The 16,300-nt window shown below is 67.9% G+C and carries 15 protein-coding genes; 2 read left to right on the top strand and 13 right to left on the bottom strand.

The annotated features are described in order from the left end of the window. Nucleotides 1-38 precede the first annotated feature (38 nt). From EGT29_RS20195 to metE, 5 genes are all read right to left on the bottom strand, one after another. Nucleotides 39-770, bottom strand: a complete 732-nt coding sequence (locus EGT29_RS20195) for a TerC family protein (RefSeq protein ID WP_124690650.1) — start codon at nt 768-770, stop codon at nt 39-41. A gap of 201 nt (nt 771-971) precedes the next feature. Then, nucleotides 972-1,676, bottom strand: a complete 705-nt coding sequence (locus EGT29_RS20200; protein ID WP_124690651.1) for a TerC family protein — start codon at nt 1,674-1,676, stop codon at nt 972-974. Nucleotides 1,677-1,735: 59 nt separating this feature from the next. After that, a complete protein-coding gene (sucD, locus tag EGT29_RS20205; RefSeq protein WP_124690652.1) occupies nt 1,736-2,617 on the bottom strand; it encodes a succinate--CoA ligase subunit alpha in 882 nt (293 codons plus the stop codon). 38 nt (nt 2,618-2,655) lie between these two features. After that, nucleotides 2,656-3,816 (bottom strand): ADP-forming succinate--CoA ligase subunit beta, encoded by a 1,161-nt coding sequence (gene sucC / locus EGT29_RS20210; RefSeq protein WP_124690653.1) that lies wholly within the window; start codon nt 3,814-3,816, stop codon nt 2,656-2,658. 308 nt (nt 3,817-4,124) lie between these two features. Further along, nucleotides 4,125-6,443, bottom strand: coding sequence for a 5-methyltetrahydropteroyltriglutamate--homocysteine S-methyltransferase (gene metE, locus EGT29_RS20215; RefSeq protein WP_124690654.1), 2,319 nt, complete (start codon nt 6,441-6,443; stop codon nt 4,125-4,127). Nucleotides 6,444-6,560: 117 nt separating this feature from the next. Between metE and EGT29_RS20220 the strand changes: the two genes are divergently transcribed. After that, a complete protein-coding gene (locus EGT29_RS20220) occupies nt 6,561-7,505 on the top strand; it encodes a LysR family transcriptional regulator (RefSeq protein WP_124690655.1) in 945 nt (314 codons plus the stop codon). A gap of 1 nt (nt 7,506) precedes the next feature. Here EGT29_RS20220 and EGT29_RS20225 read toward each other — a convergent pair whose 3' ends face one another. The 8 genes from EGT29_RS20225 to EGT29_RS20260 form a co-directional block, all read right to left on the bottom strand. Then, nucleotides 7,507-9,129 carry a hemagglutinin gene (locus tag EGT29_RS20225; RefSeq protein WP_161567890.1) on the bottom strand — a complete coding sequence of 541 codons (1,623 nt, stop codon included), beginning with the start codon at nt 9,127-9,129 and terminating at the stop codon, nt 7,507-7,509. A gap of 48 nt (nt 9,130-9,177) precedes the next feature. Next, a complete protein-coding gene (locus tag EGT29_RS20230; RefSeq protein ID WP_124690657.1) occupies nt 9,178-9,480 on the bottom strand; it encodes a hypothetical protein in 303 nt (100 codons plus the stop codon). A gap of 63 nt (nt 9,481-9,543) precedes the next feature. Continuing rightward, the gene (gene recX, locus EGT29_RS20235) at nt 9,544-10,026 is read right to left on the bottom strand and encodes a recombination regulator RecX (RefSeq protein ID WP_124690658.1); all 483 of its coding nucleotides are present in this window, start codon (nt 10,024-10,026) and stop codon (nt 9,544-9,546) included. Beyond that, entirely contained in the window at nt 10,013-11,092 is a 1,080-nt protein-coding gene (recA, locus tag EGT29_RS20240) for a recombinase RecA (RefSeq protein ID WP_124690659.1), read from the bottom strand. Before recA ends, recX begins: the two co-directional genes overlap by 14 nt. Nucleotides 11,093-11,220: 128 nt before the next feature. After that, nucleotides 11,221-12,261 (bottom strand): MaoC/PaaZ C-terminal domain-containing protein, encoded by a 1,041-nt coding sequence (locus tag EGT29_RS20245; protein ID WP_124690660.1) that lies wholly within the window; start codon nt 12,259-12,261, stop codon nt 11,221-11,223. Then, the gene (locus EGT29_RS20250) at nt 12,254-13,141 is read right to left on the bottom strand and encodes a CoA ester lyase (RefSeq protein ID WP_161567891.1); all 888 of its coding nucleotides are present in this window, start codon (nt 13,139-13,141) and stop codon (nt 12,254-12,256) included. Before EGT29_RS20250 ends, EGT29_RS20245 begins: the two co-directional genes overlap by 8 nt. A 40-nt stretch (nt 13,142-13,181) precedes the next feature. After that, a complete protein-coding gene (locus EGT29_RS20255; RefSeq protein WP_124690662.1) occupies nt 13,182-13,919 on the bottom strand; it encodes a GntR family transcriptional regulator in 738 nt (245 codons plus the stop codon). Nucleotides 13,920-13,930: 11 nt separating this feature from the next. Then, nucleotides 13,931-15,130, bottom strand: coding sequence for a CaiB/BaiF CoA-transferase family protein (locus tag EGT29_RS20260; RefSeq protein WP_124690663.1), 1,200 nt, complete (start codon nt 15,128-15,130; stop codon nt 13,931-13,933). A 114-nt stretch (nt 15,131-15,244) separates the two neighbouring features. Here EGT29_RS20260 and EGT29_RS20265 point away from each other — a divergent pair, with 114 nt between their 5' ends. After that, nucleotides 15,245-16,222 (top strand): tripartite tricarboxylate transporter substrate binding protein, encoded by a 978-nt coding sequence (locus EGT29_RS20265; RefSeq protein ID WP_124690664.1) that lies wholly within the window; start codon nt 15,245-15,247, stop codon nt 16,220-16,222. The last annotated feature ends 78 nt before the right edge of the window (nt 16,223-16,300 follow it).

Genomic DNA, 16,300 nt, shown 5'->3' on the forward strand with positions numbered 1-16,300 from the left:
GGGCGTGCCATGCCGGGCCTTGCGGCCCCGCGCTCCGGTCAGGCGTGGCTGGCCGGCTGCTGCGCCTTCTTGCGGCGAGCCAACCACATACCCACCCCCACGACGATCAGCGCGCCCAGGATTTCCGCGGCGTAGGTGATCTGGGTGTTGTAGGCCGCCAGCGAACTGGGCTGGATCACATGGGACTGGACCGCGACGTCGGTCGCCAGCATGCCGCCGGCGATCCATCCCAGCAGGGCGCCGCCCAGCGTCACCACGACGGGGAAGCGGTCGATCAGCTTCAGGACCAGGGTGCTGCCCCAGATGATGATGGGCACGCTGACCAGCAGGCCGAAGATGACCAGGCCGATCTGGTGGGATTCGTCCGCCTGCTGGGCCGCGCCGGCAATGGCGATGACGTTGTCCAGGCTCATGACGAAGTCGGCGACGATGATGGTCTTGATCGCGCCCAGCAGCGTGGCGCCGCCCTCGATGTTGTCGTGCGACTCATCCTCGGGCACCAGCAGCTTGATGCCGATCCAGAACAGCAGCACGCCGCCCACGATCTTCAGGAACGGGATCTGCAGCATCGTGACCGCGAAGGCGATAAGCACGACGCGCAGCACGATGGCGCCCGCCGTCCCCCACAGGATGCCCTGCATCCGCCGCTTGGCGGGCAGGTTGCGGCAGGCCAGCGCGATGACCACCGCGTTGTCCCCGCCCAGCAGGATGTCGATCAAGATGATCTGGAATACGGCCGCCCAGCTGAGCGTCTGGAAAAATTCAAGCACGTGTAGCTCCCTAAGACAGATCCGGACGAGCGAATCTTCCTGTACGGAAGATAGGTTCTTCCTTGTTTTTCGAATTCACCACGTCTTCCGGGACGGCATTTCCAGGCACCCGCATGCCCGTAAATCCCCCGGCGAAGACGAAACCGGCCTGGCACAGGAATGCCAGGCCGGTGCACCACGACTATGCAGCGTTGCCGGCCATCAGGCGGGCTGGTCGCCGGAGCGGCGCCGAGACATCAGCACCTTGCCCACCACCAGCACGATGACGGCTCCGAGCACGCCGGCGGCGATCTCGGCACCATGATGGCTCAGCCCCATGGATGCCTCGACGGCCTCGGTGTGCAGCGCGGGATCGTTGACGAACAGCTCGCCGGCGATGAACCCCAGCAGAGCGGCGCCCAGCCAGACGATGAGCGGGAAGCGCTCGATGACCTTCAGCAGCAGCGTGCTGCCGAAGATCACCAACGGGATGCTGATGGCCAGGCCCAGGACCAGGAGCACGGTATTGCCCATGGCGGCGGCCGCCACGGCAATCACGTTGTCCAGGCTCATGACCAGGTCGGCGATCAGGATCGTGCGGATGGCGGCCATCAGGCCGTCCTTGGCCAGCTTGCCTTCGTCCTCTTCACCTTCCGGCAACAACAACGAAATACCGATGTACAGCAACAGCAGCGAGCCGATCAGTTTCAACCAGGGCAGTTGCAGCAACTGGGCCGCAACCAGCGTCAGGATGATACGCATCACGATGGCGGCCGCAGAGCCGATCACGATTGCTTTCTTTTGTTGGTGGGCGGGCAGCGAACGAGCTGCCAGCGCGATGACCACCGCGTTGTCCCCCGACAACAGGATGTTCACCCAGATGATTTGAATAAGAGCCAGTACGAAGGCGGCTGAACCAAATTCCACGCTTTTCTCCTGAAATGGCGACGGGCGCGATAGTCAATCGCGCCCGTCTCTCTTCTAATTTACAGCACGGACTTGAGCAGCTTGCCCATTTCAGACGGGTTCTTGGTCGTCTTGATGCCGCAGGCTTCCATGATCTCCAGCTTGGCCTCGGCGGTGTCGGCACCGCCCGAGATCAGCGCGCCGGCGTGGCCCATGCGCTTGCCGGCCGGAGCCGTGACACCCGCGATGAAGCCGACCACCGGCTTCTTCATGTTGTCCTTGGCCCACTGCGCGGCGTTCACTTCGTCCGGGCCGCCGATTTCGCCGATCATGATGACGGCGTCGGTGTCGGGATCGTCATTGAACATCTTCAGCACGTCGATGTGCTTCAGGCCGTTGATGGGATCGCCGCCGATGCCGACGGCGCTCGACTGGCCCAGGCCCAGTTCCGTGACCTGGCCCACGGCTTCGTACGTAAGCGTGCCCGAGCGGCTGACGATGCCGATGCGGCCCTTGCGGTGGATGTGGCCGGGCATGATGCCGATCTTGATTTCATCGGGGGTGATCAGGCCGGGGCAGTTGGGTCCGAGCAGCAGCGTGCGCTTGTTTTCGGCGCGCATGCGGTTGCGGACTTCCAGCATGTCGCGCACGGGAATGCCCTCGGTGATGCAGATGGCCAGGTCCAGGTCGGCCTCGACGGCTTCCCAGATGGCGGCGGCGGCGCCCGCGGGCGGCACGTAGATGACCGACACGTTGGCGCCGGTGGCGGCCTTGGCTTCGGAAACGTTGGCGTAGATGGGCACGCCTTCGAAGTCCTCGCCGGCCTTCTTGGGGTTCACACCGGCCACGAAGCAATTCTTGCCGTTGGCGTACTCGCGGCACATGCGGGTGTGGAATTGACCGGTCTTGCCGGTGATCCCCTGCGTGATCACCTTGGTATCTTTGTTGATCAGAATCGACATTTCGAGTCCTTAATATCCTGTGCTGTGCGCTCGTGCGCTTACTTGGCCGCGGCCACGACCTTGGTGGCGGCTTCGGCCATGGTGTCGGCGCTGATGATGGGCAGACCGGAATCGGCCAGCATCTTCTTGCCGAGCTCCTCGTTGGTACCCTTCATGCGCACGACCAGCGGCACGCTCAGGCTGACGGCCTTGCACGCGGCGATCACGCCTTCGGCGATGACGTCGCAGCGCATGATGCCGCCGAAGATGTTGACCAGGATGGCCTTCAGGCCGGGGTTCTTCAGCATGATCTTGAAGGCTTCGGTCACTTTCTCGGCCGTGGCGCCGCCGCCGACGTCCAGGAAGTTGGCCGGCTCGCCGCCGAACAGCTTGATGGTGTCCATGGTGGCCATGGCCAGGCCGGCGCCGTTCACCAGGCAGCCGATGTTGCCGTCGAGCTGGATGTAGGCCAGGCCGAACTGGCTGGCTTCGATTTCGGCGGGATCTTCTTCATCGGTGTCGCGGTAGGCCACGATCTCGGGGTGGCGGAACAGCGCGTTCGAATCGAAGTTGAACTTGGCGTCCAGAGCGATGATCTTGCCCGAGCCGGTAACGATCAGGGGGTTGATCTCGGCCAGATCGGCGTCGGTCTCGACGTAGCAGGTGTACAGCTTCTGGATCTGGTCAGCCGCGTCGGCGACCGAGCCTTCGGGAACGCCGATGCCGCGGGCCAGCTGCGAGGCTTCATCGGTGGTCAGGCCCGTGGCGGGGTCGACGAACACCTTCAGGATCTTCTCGGGGGTGGCGTGGGCGACCTCTTCGATCTCCATGCCGCCTTCGCTCGAGGCCATCACGCAGACGCGCTGCGAGCTGCGGTCGGTCACGATGCCGACGTACAGTTCCTTCTTGATGTCGGCGCCTTCTTCGATCAGCAGGCGGCGGACCTTCTGGCCTTCCGGGCCGGTCTGGTGCGTGACCAGCTGCATGCCCAGGATCTGGCCGGCCAGCGTGCGCACTTCCTCGATGGAACGGCCCAGCTTGACGCCGCCGCCCTTGCCGCGGCCGCCCGCATGGATCTGGGCCTTGACGACCCACACCGGGCCGCCCAGTTGTTCAGCGGCCTTGACGGCCTCGTCCACCGAGAACACGGGGATGCCGCGCGGAACGGTGACGCCAAATTTCTTCAGAAGCTCTTTGCCCTGATACTCGTGGATTTTCATGCGGAGCCTTCGCTGTCGGGTAGACGTTGAATGATCGGTTGGAAAAGACCAGCGCGATGACGGGTCATGCGCCTGGATACGGATGGGGATAGCCCAGGCGTAGCCGCGGCCGGGCAAACAAAAGCCCACGGACCTGTACTCGGGACGAGCAAAGTCGCGGGCTGTCGCATAGCGAGGCGATTGGCGGTTACGGGCATGCGCTAAGGTGCCGATTGCATCGGGGGCGCCGGCAGATTCCGGGCGTGGCCGGGAGGCAATGGGCGGGCGATAAAACCCGGAGAGTATAGCACCCCTGCCTGCGGGCCCTTCTACCCCGCGGCGGGGCCGCCCCGCCGGAGCGCGCGCGCCGCGGCCACCATTTCCCGCAGCGCCGCCTCGGCCTCGGGCCAGGCCCGGGTCTTGAGGCCGCAGTCGGGATTGACCCACAGGCGCTCGGCCGGCAGGCGCGCGGCCGCCTGGCGGATCAGCCCGACCATCGCCTCGGCCTGGGGCACGTTGGGCGTATGGATGTCGTAGACGCCCGGGCCGATGTCATTGGGATAGCGGAAACCCTCGAACGCGCCGAGCAGCTCCCTGTTCGAGCGCGAGGTCTCGAGGGTGACGACATCCGCGTCCATCGCGGCGATGGACGCGATGATGTCGTTGAACTCGGAATAGCACATGTGGGTATGGATCTGGGTGTCGTCGCGCACGCCGGCCGTGCAGAGCCGGAAGCTGTCGACCGCCCAGTCCAGATACTCGGCCCGCTGCGCCCGCCGCAGGGGCAGACCTTCGCGAAAGGCCGGCTCGTCGACCTGGATCACGCCTATGCCGGCCGCCTCCAGGTCCAGGGCTTCGCCGCGCAGGGCCAGCGCCAATTGCCGGCAGGTCGTGCCGCGCGGCTGGTCGTCGCGCACGAAGGACCACTGGAGCAGCGTGACCGGCCCCGTCAGCATGCCCTTCACCGGCCGCTCGGTCAGCGACTGGGCGTACGCGGTCCAGCCGACCGTCATGGGCGCCGGACGCGCGATGTCGCCGAACAGGACGGGCGGCTTCACGCAGCGCGAACCGTAGCTCTGCACCCAGCCATTCTGGGTAAAGGCGAAGCCCGCCAGGAGTTCGCCGAAGTACTCGACCATGTCGTTGCGCTCGGCTTCGCCGTGCACCAGCACGTCCAGCCCCACCCGTTCCTGGAAGGCGATGCCGTCGGCGATCTCCTGGCGGATGGCCTTTTCGTAGGCGGCGTCGCCCAGCGCCCCGGCCCGCCAGTCGCGGCGCAGCGCTCGGATCTCCGGGGTCTGGGGCAACGAACCGATGGTCGTGGTGGGAAACGCCGGCAGCCGCAGCCGCGCCCGCTGGGCGGCGGTCCGCTGCGCGAAGGGAGCACGGGCCCGAGCCAGTCCGGCGGCATCCCGCAGGGCGGCCTGGACCGCCGGCAGGTGGATGCGCCGCGACTCGGCGCGCGTGCGCAGGGCGCGGCGCTGCACGGCCAGCGCATCGGCTACCCCGGCCACGCCGTCCGCGGCCTCGCCCAGCTCCAGGGCCCGGGCGAGCAGCGACAGCTCGTCCAGCTTCTGGCGGGCGAAGCTGAGCCAGCTCTTGAGTTCGTCGTCCAGTTGCTCTTCGGCCGACAGGTCCACCGGCACGTGCAGCAGCGAGCACGACGGCGCCAGCCACAGGCGCTCGCCCAGGGCCGCGGCGTACGGCGACAGCCGCGCGCGCCAGGCATCCAGGTCGGCGCGCCAGACGTTGCGGCCGTCGATCACGCCGGCCGACAGCACCTGGCCTGCCCGCAGTCCGGCGGCCACGGCCGCCAGTTGCTCCGGCGCGCGCGCCAGGTCGACGTGCAGCCCGGCCACGGGCAATGCCTGGACCACCTGCAGATTGTCGTCCAGCGCGCCGAAATACGTGGCCAGCAGGATGGAGACCGGCGCGCCGGCCAGCCGCTCGTACACCGCGGCAAAGGCCTCGCGCCAGGCGGCGGGCAGGTCCAGCGCCAGGATGGGCTCGTCGATCTGCACCCAGCGCACGCCCAGGCCGGCCAGCCGCGCCAGCACTTCTTCATAGACGGGCAACAGGTCCGCCAGCAGCGCCAGCTTGTCCGCGTCGCCCGCGCCCCGGTAGGCCTCGCCCTTGCCCAGCCACAGCCAGGTCAGCGGACCGGGAATGACGGGCTTGGCCGCATGGCCCAGCGCCCGCGCCTCGCGCACCTGCTCGAACAAGGTGTCGCGGGCGATGCGGAATTGCTGCCCCGGATGCAGTTCCGGCACCAGGTAGTGATAGTTCGTGTCGAACCACTTGGTCATCTCGCACGCCGCAGCCGGCGAACCGCCCGGCGCGCGGCCCCGGGCCATCCGGAACACGGTGTCCAGCGTCACGGGCGCATCGCCGGCCTGGCCGAAACGCGCGGGAACCGCTCCCACCGTGGCCGACCACTCCAGCATGTGGTCGTACCAGGCGAAGTCGCCCACCGGCACCAGGGCTGCCCCGGATGCCGCCTGGACGGCCCAGTGGCGGGCGCGCAGTTCGCGTCCCGCCTGCTCCAGCGCTTCTTGCGTGGACAGCCCGGCCCAGTAGCTTTCCAGGGCGCGCTTGAGTTCGCGGCGCACGCCGATGCGGGGGAAGCCCAGGTTGTGCAGCGTAGCCATGTCCGTGTCGCGTCCGACCTATCCGATGAAACACGGCATTGTGCAAGGCGGATGGCTTGAATCAAAATCAAGTTTTACATAACTAGTATGAATTTTTCTCAAGTTATGATGGCAGCCATGATAGACATCCGCCATCTCGAAACCCTGGTCGCCATACGCGAGGGCGGCAGCCTGGTCGAAGCGTCCGAGCGCCTGCACGTCACGCAGTCCGCGCTGTCGCACCAGTTGCGCGAACTGGAAGAACGCCTGGGCACGCAGTTGCTCAACCGGCGCACGCGCCCGCTGCGCTTCACCACGGCCGGCCTGCGCGTGCTGGCCCTGGCCGACGACGTCCTGCCCCGCATGCGGGCCGCCGAACGGGAACTGGGGCGCCTGGCGGCGGGACGCACCGGCCGCCTGCACCTGGCCATCGAATGCCATTCCTGCTTCCAGTGGCTGATGCCGGCGCTGGACGTGTTCCGCGAACAATGGCCCGAGGTCGTCCTGGACCTGTCCGCGGCCTTCTCCTTCGCGCCGTTGCCGGCGCTGGTGCGCGGCGACCTGGACCTGGTGATCACGTCCGACCCCATCCGCCTGGACGCGGTGCGCTACGTGCCGCTGTTCCGCTACGAACTGGTGCTGGCCGTGGCGCGCAACAGCCCGCTGGCGACGTTCAAGACCCTGGAGCCGGCGCAACTGGCGGAACAGACACTGATCACCTACCCCGTCGAGCGCGATCGGCTGGACATCTTCACCGCCTTCCTGGACCCTGCCGACGTGGAGCCGGCGCAAATCCGCACCACCGAACTCACGCCCATGATCATCCAGCTCGTGGCAAGCGGCCGCGGCGTGACGGCCATCCCCAACTGGGCGCTGACCGAATACCTGGACCAGGGCTTGCTGCATGCCTGCCGCCTGGGCGCGGAAGGCGTCTGGCGCACGCTGTACGCGGGCGTGCGGGTCGAGGACCAGGACGCGCCCTACATCCTGAACTTCCTGGACATCGCGCGCGAACTGACGTTCCGGAACCTGACCGGCATCCGGGCGCCCCGCGGCGAACGCCAGGCCGCCCCGGGGCCCTGAGCTACTGGACGACGACGGTCAGGGCCGAACCCGCCGGCACCGCCACGGTTTCGGAATACGACGCGCCCGACGGCCGGCGCACCACCGGAAAATGGCCCGAGGCCTTGAGCGTGGACGGCGAACTGGACGGCAGCGTGCGCAGCGAGGCGTAGTCGGGGCCGTTGATGGCGGGCAGGTCGTAGCCGCCCTGCGTCCGGCGCGGATAGCCGAACCCGGCTGGCGGCGACGCGGGCAACAGGGCCAGCGCCGCGCCCCAGTCGCGCAAGGCCGGACGCGCGCCCGCGCCACCCGCCTGCCTGACGGCCTGGTCGAGCAGCGTGAACGAATCGGTGGACGAGGTGCCGCGCAGCAGGCTGCGGTAGAAATCCGTGCCATATTGCCGCAGCAGGTAGCCGCCGTAGTTGGCGGCGATGGGATACGAGAAACAACTGGAGGACACGCTGGCGTCCCAGCCCCGGATGTAGTCGCAGTTCTGGCTCTGGTGGAGCCAGTTGCCGTAGTCCCCGTCCCGCAACGGGTTGAAGCCCGGCACCACCCGGCCCGAAGCCAGGTCTTCCATCATCAATGCCGTGGTCTCTTCCAGCCAGACCGCGAAGCGGTTGTCCGGACTCACGCCCGTGCGCGCGGCGCGCTGGTAGAAATTGACCATGTGGGTCATCTCGTGCGCCAGCGTCGTATAGCCAGTGTTCCGGCCCGCCTGGCCGCCCAGGTACATGGTCTCGGTGTCCAGGAACAGCACCACCGCCTCGTTGCTGAGCCCCTCGTAGCTCTTCAGGAAGGCATTGGCGCTGAAGAAATAGCCGATCACGCCCCAGGCCTTGCCGTCGGGCGTGATGTTGGACAGCACGATGTGCAGGTCCTGGTCAGCGCCGATATAGCCGCTGCCGACGGTATCGCCCCAGGGCTCGCCCGCGAGGTCGGTCACGATGGGATAGACGGAATCCTGGTTCGACGAGAACCGGCTCTTCAGGCTGTCCAGCAGGGCCTCGCTTACCTTCGCGGCGGACCGCTCGCCGTCCTGTACCCAGATGTTCAGCCAGCGCCCGTCGGAGGCCGCCCAGCGGCGGGCCAGCGTGGCCTGGAACCGCGTACCGCCGCTGTCCTGCCATTCCCGTGTATCGCCTTCGACGGCGGCGCGCACCGCGGCGGCGGGCCCTTGCCGCGCCGAGGCTTGCGGCTGGGACGCGCGATCGACCGGCGGCTGGTAGTCGCGGATATGCGCGGGGATCTGGTTGACGCCCGGCAGGTGATCCGGATCGGACGGGGCGTCTATTTTCGACGCCGTGGCGGGCCGGTCCGCCACGGATGTGCTGACCGAGGCCATGCCGGCATCGCGGTCGGACACATTGGTGAAGACCAGGGTGACGGTGCGGCCGCTGACGCCATTGAGGGTGATCGGCACGGACGTGCCCGAACTCGAGCCGCTATTGTCGTAGCGCCAGATGCCGACGCCGCTGCCGCGATAAGTCTGGGCGTCTGACGCGCCGCACTGCGCGCCGCTGCACGCCACCGACAACACGCCCGATCCGGACACCTCGCTGCCCCCGCCGCCACAGGAGGCCAGCAGCGCCGCCAACGAGATTCCGGCCAATGTCCGGATGGTACCCACGGTCTCGCGATTCATCTTGCCCCCGCCGAAGAAGCCTTGGCGCAACATACCATGGCACGCGGACTAGCGGATGGACTGCACCTGCAACTGGGCGGGCATCCCGCCACCAGCCTCGCTGGCGGAACGGGCCACCGTGCCGGTGACCGTGACGGTGCGGGATTGCAGGTCCTGCATCTGCTGCCAGGTCAGGCCGCGCAGGTCCCATTGCCGCTCGCCCGATTCGAGCACGGCGACGACGAAAGGCTCGTTGCCCTTGAGCACGAGACGCCCTTCCAGCGTGATCACGTCGCCCGCCTGGGGAGCGGACTGGGCGCAGGCCCACAGGCTGGACACGCTCAGGCACAGGGCCAGGAACAATGCACGCATAGCGGCCTCGCGGCGAAAACGGATGCGGAAAGTGTACGGGGGTTCGGGAAAGCGGCCTAGGTCCTAATCTTGATCCAGGTCGTCGAGATCGACGCCTCGCAACACCTGCCTGATGGTGGACTGGCCGAAGCCCCGTGACATCAGGAAACGCACCTGCTTGGCGCGCTGGCTGGCATCGGCGGGCAGCGTGCCGAAGCGCTTGCGCCACACCTCGCGCGCCCGGGCCAGTTCGGTGGTTTCGAGCGTGTCCCGCAGTTCGGCGATCTGCGCATCCGCCACGCCATGCTGGCGCAGCTCATGCATGATGCGCAGGGTGCCCTGCTTGGCCGCCAGCCGATGCACCACGCTCTGCGCGTAGCGCTGGGTGGACAGCCAGCCTTCCTTCTCCAGGCTGTCGAGCACGGCGCGAACCTCGTCCTCTTCCCCGAAACGGGCAAGCTTGCGGCCCAGTTCCAGGCGGCTGTGTTCGCGCCGGGACAGATAGCCCACCGCCCGGGCCTTCAACGAAGGGCCGGAGGCGGGCTTGCCGTCGTCACTCGTCCTCAAGCTCGGCTTCGGTCACTTTGCCGGCGCCGGCGACCCTGGCGGCCACGCCCAGGCTGTCGCGCACGCGGTTCTCGATCTCGATGGCCATTTCCACGCGCTCCTTCAGGAACTCGCGGGCATTGTCCTTGCCCTGGCCGATGCGCTCGCCGTTATAGCTGAACCACGAACCGGACTTCTCGACGATGCCTGCCTGCACGCCCAGGTCCAGGATCTCGCCTTCGCGCGAGATGCCGGCGCCGTACATGATGTCGAACTCCGCGCTCTTGAACGGCGGCGACACCTTGTTCTTGACGACCTTGACCCGGGTCTCGTTGCCGATGACCTCGTCGCCCTTCTTGATGGAGCCGGTGCGGCGGATGTCGAGGCGGACCGAGGCGTAGAACTTCAGCGCGTTGCCGCCGGTGGTGGTTTCGGGGTTGCCGAACATGACGCCGATCTTCATCCGGATCTGGTTGATGAAGATGACCATGCAATTGGTGCGCTTGATCGAGGCGGTCAGCTTGCGCAGCGCCTGGCTCATCAGGCGGGCCTGCAGGCCGGGCAGCGAATCGCCCATCTCGCCTTCGATTTCGGCCTTGGGCACCAGCGCCGCGACCGAGTCGATGACGATCAGGTCGACCGCGCCCGAGCGCACCAGCGCGTCGGTGATTTCCAGGGCCTGTTCGCCGGTGTCGGGCTGCGAGATCAGCAGGTCGGTCAGGTTCACGCCCAGCTTGGAGGCGTACTGGACGTCGAGCGCGTGCTCGGCGTCGATGAAGGCGCAGGCGCCCCCCAGTTTCTGCATTTCGGCGACGACCTGCAGCGTGAGCGTGGTCTTGCCGGACGATTCCGGGCCGTAGATCTCGATGACCCGGCCGCGCGGCAGGCCGCCGACGCCCAGGGCGATGTCCAGGCCGAGCGAACCGGTGGAGACGACCTGGATGTCGTGCTCGACCTCGTTGTCGCCATAGCGCATGACCGAGCCCTTGCCGAACTGCTTTTCGATCTGGGACAGCGCGGCGGCCAGGGCCTTGGTCTTTTCGTTCTGGGCAGCGGCTGCGGCCTTGGAAGCTTTGGTGTCGTCCATTCTGGGATCCTTGGGTTGATGGGCGAATTATGGCACTGCCCGATACTGTATAAAAAAACAGTATGGGACTGCAAGCTCCCAGGCCAAATTAACAACGGAAATTTCGAAACAGGAGCGCCTGCCCCCGTTCAGTACCCCGCCCTGGCATAAGGATTGGCCCCCCGCCTGTACACCATCAGCGCGCGGCGGTAGCGGTTGATCATCTCCCCCCGCTGGTTGCGCGCCTCGGTCAGCACCGTCACCACGCCCTGGTCGGGCCGCGAACCGGACAGGCGCGTGCCCTCGACCGTGGAACGCGCCTCGAGCGTGTCCCCCGGCATCAGGTCGGCGCCGAACTCCACGTCGGTCCATCCCAGGTTGACGGTGACCCGGCCGAAGGTGCGCGTGGACAGCGCCACGGCCACGCCTATCCCCCAGGTCTGCGGCACGACCGGCGCGGGCAGCCCCAGCGCCTGCGCAAAGGCATGGTCGTGGCTTTGCGGCTGCCACTCCATGGCGCGCAGCGCGTGCAGCGTGGCTTCCTCGGCCAGCAGGGTCTTGCGCGGGCTGTGGACGAAGGTTTCCCCCTGCCGCAGGTCCTCGAAGAAAAGGCCTGTCTGCTCGACCCAGGCGCCGTCCTCGCGCGCGGCATGCGACAGGAAGCGCGCCTCGTCCGCCGCCGAGGCGCCCGCGACCACATCGGGCCCCGCCGCGCCGTGCCATAGCTCGGCCACGTAGCGCAGTTCGGCCACCTGCTCGCCGCGCTGGTTGTAGCCGCGCGTGAGCAGGCTGGCGCGGCCCAGGTGCGCGTCCACCGGCTCGGTGGCCAGCACTTCGGTTTCGACATACAGGGTATCGCCGCCGAACATGGGCCGGGTCAGCGCGATGCTGGACATGGACACGATGCGGCGGCGACGGCCGAAGGTCTTGGACGTCATGCCGATCAGCCGCTGCAGGGTCAGCGTGCTGACCATCAGGGGCCGCTTCCAGTCCGTCAGCCCGGCGTAGCAGTCGTCGTAGTGGACCATGGCGGCATTGATGGAATCCAGGGCCTCGGCCACGTTGTCCTGCTGCGAGAACGTGATGCCCGGCCGATGGACGAAACGCTGTCCGGCCGACAGGTGCTCGAAGCCCAGGCCGAAGCGTTCGGCATACAGGCCGTCGCCCAGGTGGTAGTAGGAACTATGCATGATGGTCTCCAACGGCGGAGGGGTTCGGGGCGGCGGCACGCCGCAGGATGCGCAGGGCGCTCTGATAGACGGGCTCGTCCACCATGGTGGCCCCCACGGCGCAGGCGCGGCGGCCGGCGCGTTCGTAGGCGGCGGCCACCTCGCCGGCCCACGCCAGCCGGCGTGGATCGGGCGCGAAGGCCTGCACGATGATGGGCCACTGGCGCGGATGGATGGCGAGCTTGCCGGAGAAGCCCATGGCGCGCGCCCGTTCGCAATCGACGCGCAGGCCGGCGTCGTCGTCGATGGCGATATGCGGCACGTCCAGCATGGGCACGCCGCTGCCGGCGGTCTCGAACAGCAGGCGCCCGCGCACGTAGGCCAGCGCGTCCCAGGCGTTGTCCGCGCCGGTCTCGACACTGAAGTCCGCGGCGCCGAAGGCCATCGCCGCCAGCCACGGCCCGGCATGCGCGATGTCGGCCGCGCGGCGCACGCCCCGCGCCGACTCCACCAGCGCCATCAGCCGCAGCGCAGGGTTGGCCGCGGCCGCGTGCGTGTGGACCATGCGCAGTTCGGAGGCATCTTCGGCCTTGGGAACGGCCACGAGATCCAGGGCGGGCAAGGCGCCCGCGTGGGCCAGCGCGTAAAGGTCCTCCAGACCCGCGGGGGTCTGCGGGGAAGACACCCGCAGCGCCACCGCGGGCGCCCCCGGGCCGGCCACGGGCAGCGCCGCCAGCCAGGCCAGCGCGTCGCGCCGGGCGGCGGCCTTGTCGGCCGCCGGCACGGCGTCCTCGAGGTCGATGATGACGCCCGGCGCGCCGCCGCGCAGCGCCTTGTCGTAGCGGTCGGGCCGGTTGCCGGGACAGAACAGGAAGGTGGAAGGAACGACGGGGTGGGTCACACGGGCTCTCCGGGACAAGGTCGCGGCCCGCGCGATCGGATCAGCCGATCGGCTCTCGCCGCATCACGGTGCTGAACAGGTGCCGCCCTTCGGGGAAGAGTCCCACCGAGGCGACGATCAGGTCTTTCTTGGTGCCGTAGTACCAGGTGCGCGTGCGCAAGGTCGGCGTGCTGAAGCGGGTCTGCAGCAACTCGGCCTGCGCCCGGGTCAGCCGGACGGCATCGATTTCCTGGCGGATTTCGCACACCCGGTCGCCACGCCGTTCGGCCAGCCATTCGGCCACGGAGGCCCGATAGCCATCCAGTTGCTCGAGCGCGTCGGCGTACAGCGGCGGGATGTGGTGTTCGCTGTAGACGACCGGCGGCGCGCCCTCGGCCTGGCGCAGGCCGGTCACCCGGATGAAGCGCTGGCCGGCGGGCAGCCGCAGCGCGCGGGCCGAGCCCTCGTCGCCGTCGACCTCGCGGATGTTCAGGGTATGGAAGCGAAAACCGCGGGTGAAGCGCAGGATGTCGTCCACCGTGTTGCCCACGTGCACGAAATTGCCCGAGGGCTGCGCCGATTCCACGCGGGTCCCGATGCCGGGCCGGCGGCTGACCAGTCCCTGCACTTCCAGTTCGCGCAAGGCTCCGCGCACGGTGATGCGGCTGACGTTGAACTGCTGCCCCAGTTCGTTCTCGGTGGGCAGCAGGCTGCCGGGTGGATATTCGCCGTCGCGGATCCGCCGGATCAAGGTCTGGGCCAACAGCTTGTACTGCGAACCGGCACTGCGCTGGAACATGAGGCGACACGTCAGAGAACACCAAGGGTCCTTAGTCTACCTTGCTCCTCTTCGTCGATCCCGATGCCGGCCAGCAGCTCGCGGGTATCGGCGCCCATGGCCGGCGCGGGTCCGACAGCCGCCGCCGGCCGCGACGTGCGCAGCGGACTGTCCAGCACCCGCAGCGCGCCGCCGCCGGCCAGGTCGACGCGGCGGACCCTGCCGTCGGCCTGGGCCAGGGGCGCATCCAGCGCCTGCCCCACGGACCATACGGGCGCGGCCGGCACCGTGCCGGCGAAGTGCTGCATCCACTCGGCCGTGGTGCGGGCGGACAGCGCCTCGTCCAGCAGGCGGGTCAGTTCCTCGCGATGCCGACCCCGGGCGCCGAAGTCGACGAAGCGCGCATCCGCGATCCATTCCGGCCGCCCGATCCGCTCGCACAGGTTGCGCCAGAATTTTTCCTTGTTGCACATCAGGTAGATCCAGCCGTCGCCGGTGCGGTAGAGCTGGCACGGCGTGAGCGAGGGGTGGCCGGACCGGGGCTGGCGGTCGGTCTCGGCGGCGCCGTTCAGGTACCACGCCGCCACGTAATTGAGGTTGAACAGCGCGACGTCGTACAGGCTGGTGTCGACGTCGCATCCCTTGCCGCTGCGCGCGGCCTCCAGCATGCCGCTGAGCAGCCCCACCGACATCATCACGCCGGTCATGTAGTCGACCAGCGACAGCCCCATGCGCGACGGCGCGGTGTCCGGTTCGCCGGTCAGCGAAAAATAGCCCGCCTCGGCCTGCATCAGGTAGTCGTAGCCCGGCCAGGCCGCGCGTTCGCCGGTGCGGCCATAGGCCGATATGTGGGCGCAGACCACGGCCGGATTGACGTCCTTCAAGTCTTCGTAGGTCAGGCCCAGCTTGCCCGCGACGTCGCCGCGCAGGTTGTCGACCACGCCGTGCGCCGTGGCCGCCAGCTTGCGGAACACCGCCCGGCCCTCGGGATGGGCGAGGTTCAGCGTGATGCTTTTCTTGCCCTGGTTCAGGCTCTGGAAGAACAGGCTTTGCGCGCTGTCGGGCAGGTTCGCGAGGAAATGCGGCCCGACCAGCCGCGATACGTCGCCCCCTTGCGCGGCCTGCTCGACCTTGATGATCTCGGCCCCCAGCGCGGCCAGCAACTGGGTGCCGAAAGGCGCCGCGCCGTACTGCTCGACGGCAAGAATGCGGAACCCGTGAAGTAGCGACATGAAGCTCCCCGGACGATGTTGGAAAAGGACATCTTGAGTTTGTTATAACAATATATCAAAATCCGGAAACAGAAAAGCCACACCAATGGCACCATTCGCGAGGAGACCCTTCCCATGAACAAACTGCTTTCGCTGCTCTGCCTGGCCGTGGGCCTGGCCAGCCAACCCGCCCTTGCCGACCAGGCGTTCCCCAGCAAGCGGGTGCGCGTGATCATCCCCTTCCCGCCCGGACAGGGCTCGGACATCCTCGCCCGCGCCATCGGCGACAAGCTGGCGCAGAAGTGGGGGCAGCCGGTGGTGGTGGAGAACCGCGCCGGCGCCAACGGCTCCATCGCGCTGCAGGAAGTGGCGCGGGCCGAGGGCGACGGGTACACGCTGCTGGTCACCTCCAACTCCCCGGTCGTGATCAATCCCAATCTGTACAAGCACCTGCCCTACGACGTAGGGCGCGACTTCCAGCCCGTCGCGCTGCTTGCCGCCACCGACATGCTCATGGTGGTGAACGCGCAGTTCCCCGCCACCACGCTGCGCGAGGTCATCGCCCAGTTGAAGGCCAATCCCGGCAAGTTCAGTTACGGATCGCCCGGCACGGGATCCACCAGCCACCTCAGCATGGAAGTCTTCAAGCAACTGGCGGGCGTGGATCTCGTGCACGTGCCCTACAAGGGCAGTCCGCCGGCGTTCACGGACCTGATCGGCGGTTCGATCAAGCTGATGATCGACGCCCTGCCCAGCGCCATGCCCCAGGTGAAATCGGGCCGGGTCCGGGCCATCGCCATCACCAGCAGCGACACGCCCTCCACCCTCATGCCGGACGTGCCGCTGGCCAGCAGCGCCGGCCTGACCGGCCTGCCGGGACGCGCCTGGTACGGCATGTTCGCGCCCAAGGCCACGCCCCCCGCCACCATGACCCGCATCGTCGCCGACGTACGGGCGGTGCTGCAGACCCCCGAGATCGTGGCCAAGCTGCCCCAGCTCGGCCTGGAGGCCGTCGCGCCCATGACGCCCCAGGAATTCGGCAGCTTCGTGGACAAGGAAACCGCCTACTGGGCCGACGCGACGCGCCGCACGGGGATGTATCAGATCGAATAGCGCTAGTGACGGGGACGCGCGCCTGGGGGACAATGCGTCGGGGCACCTCGATGCATTACCCCGAAGCTACAATTCCCC

It is taken from the genome of Pigmentiphaga sp. H8 (assembly GCF_003854895.1).
In the GTDB taxonomy this organism is placed as follows: Bacteria; Pseudomonadota; Gammaproteobacteria; order Burkholderiales; family Burkholderiaceae_B; genus Pigmentiphaga.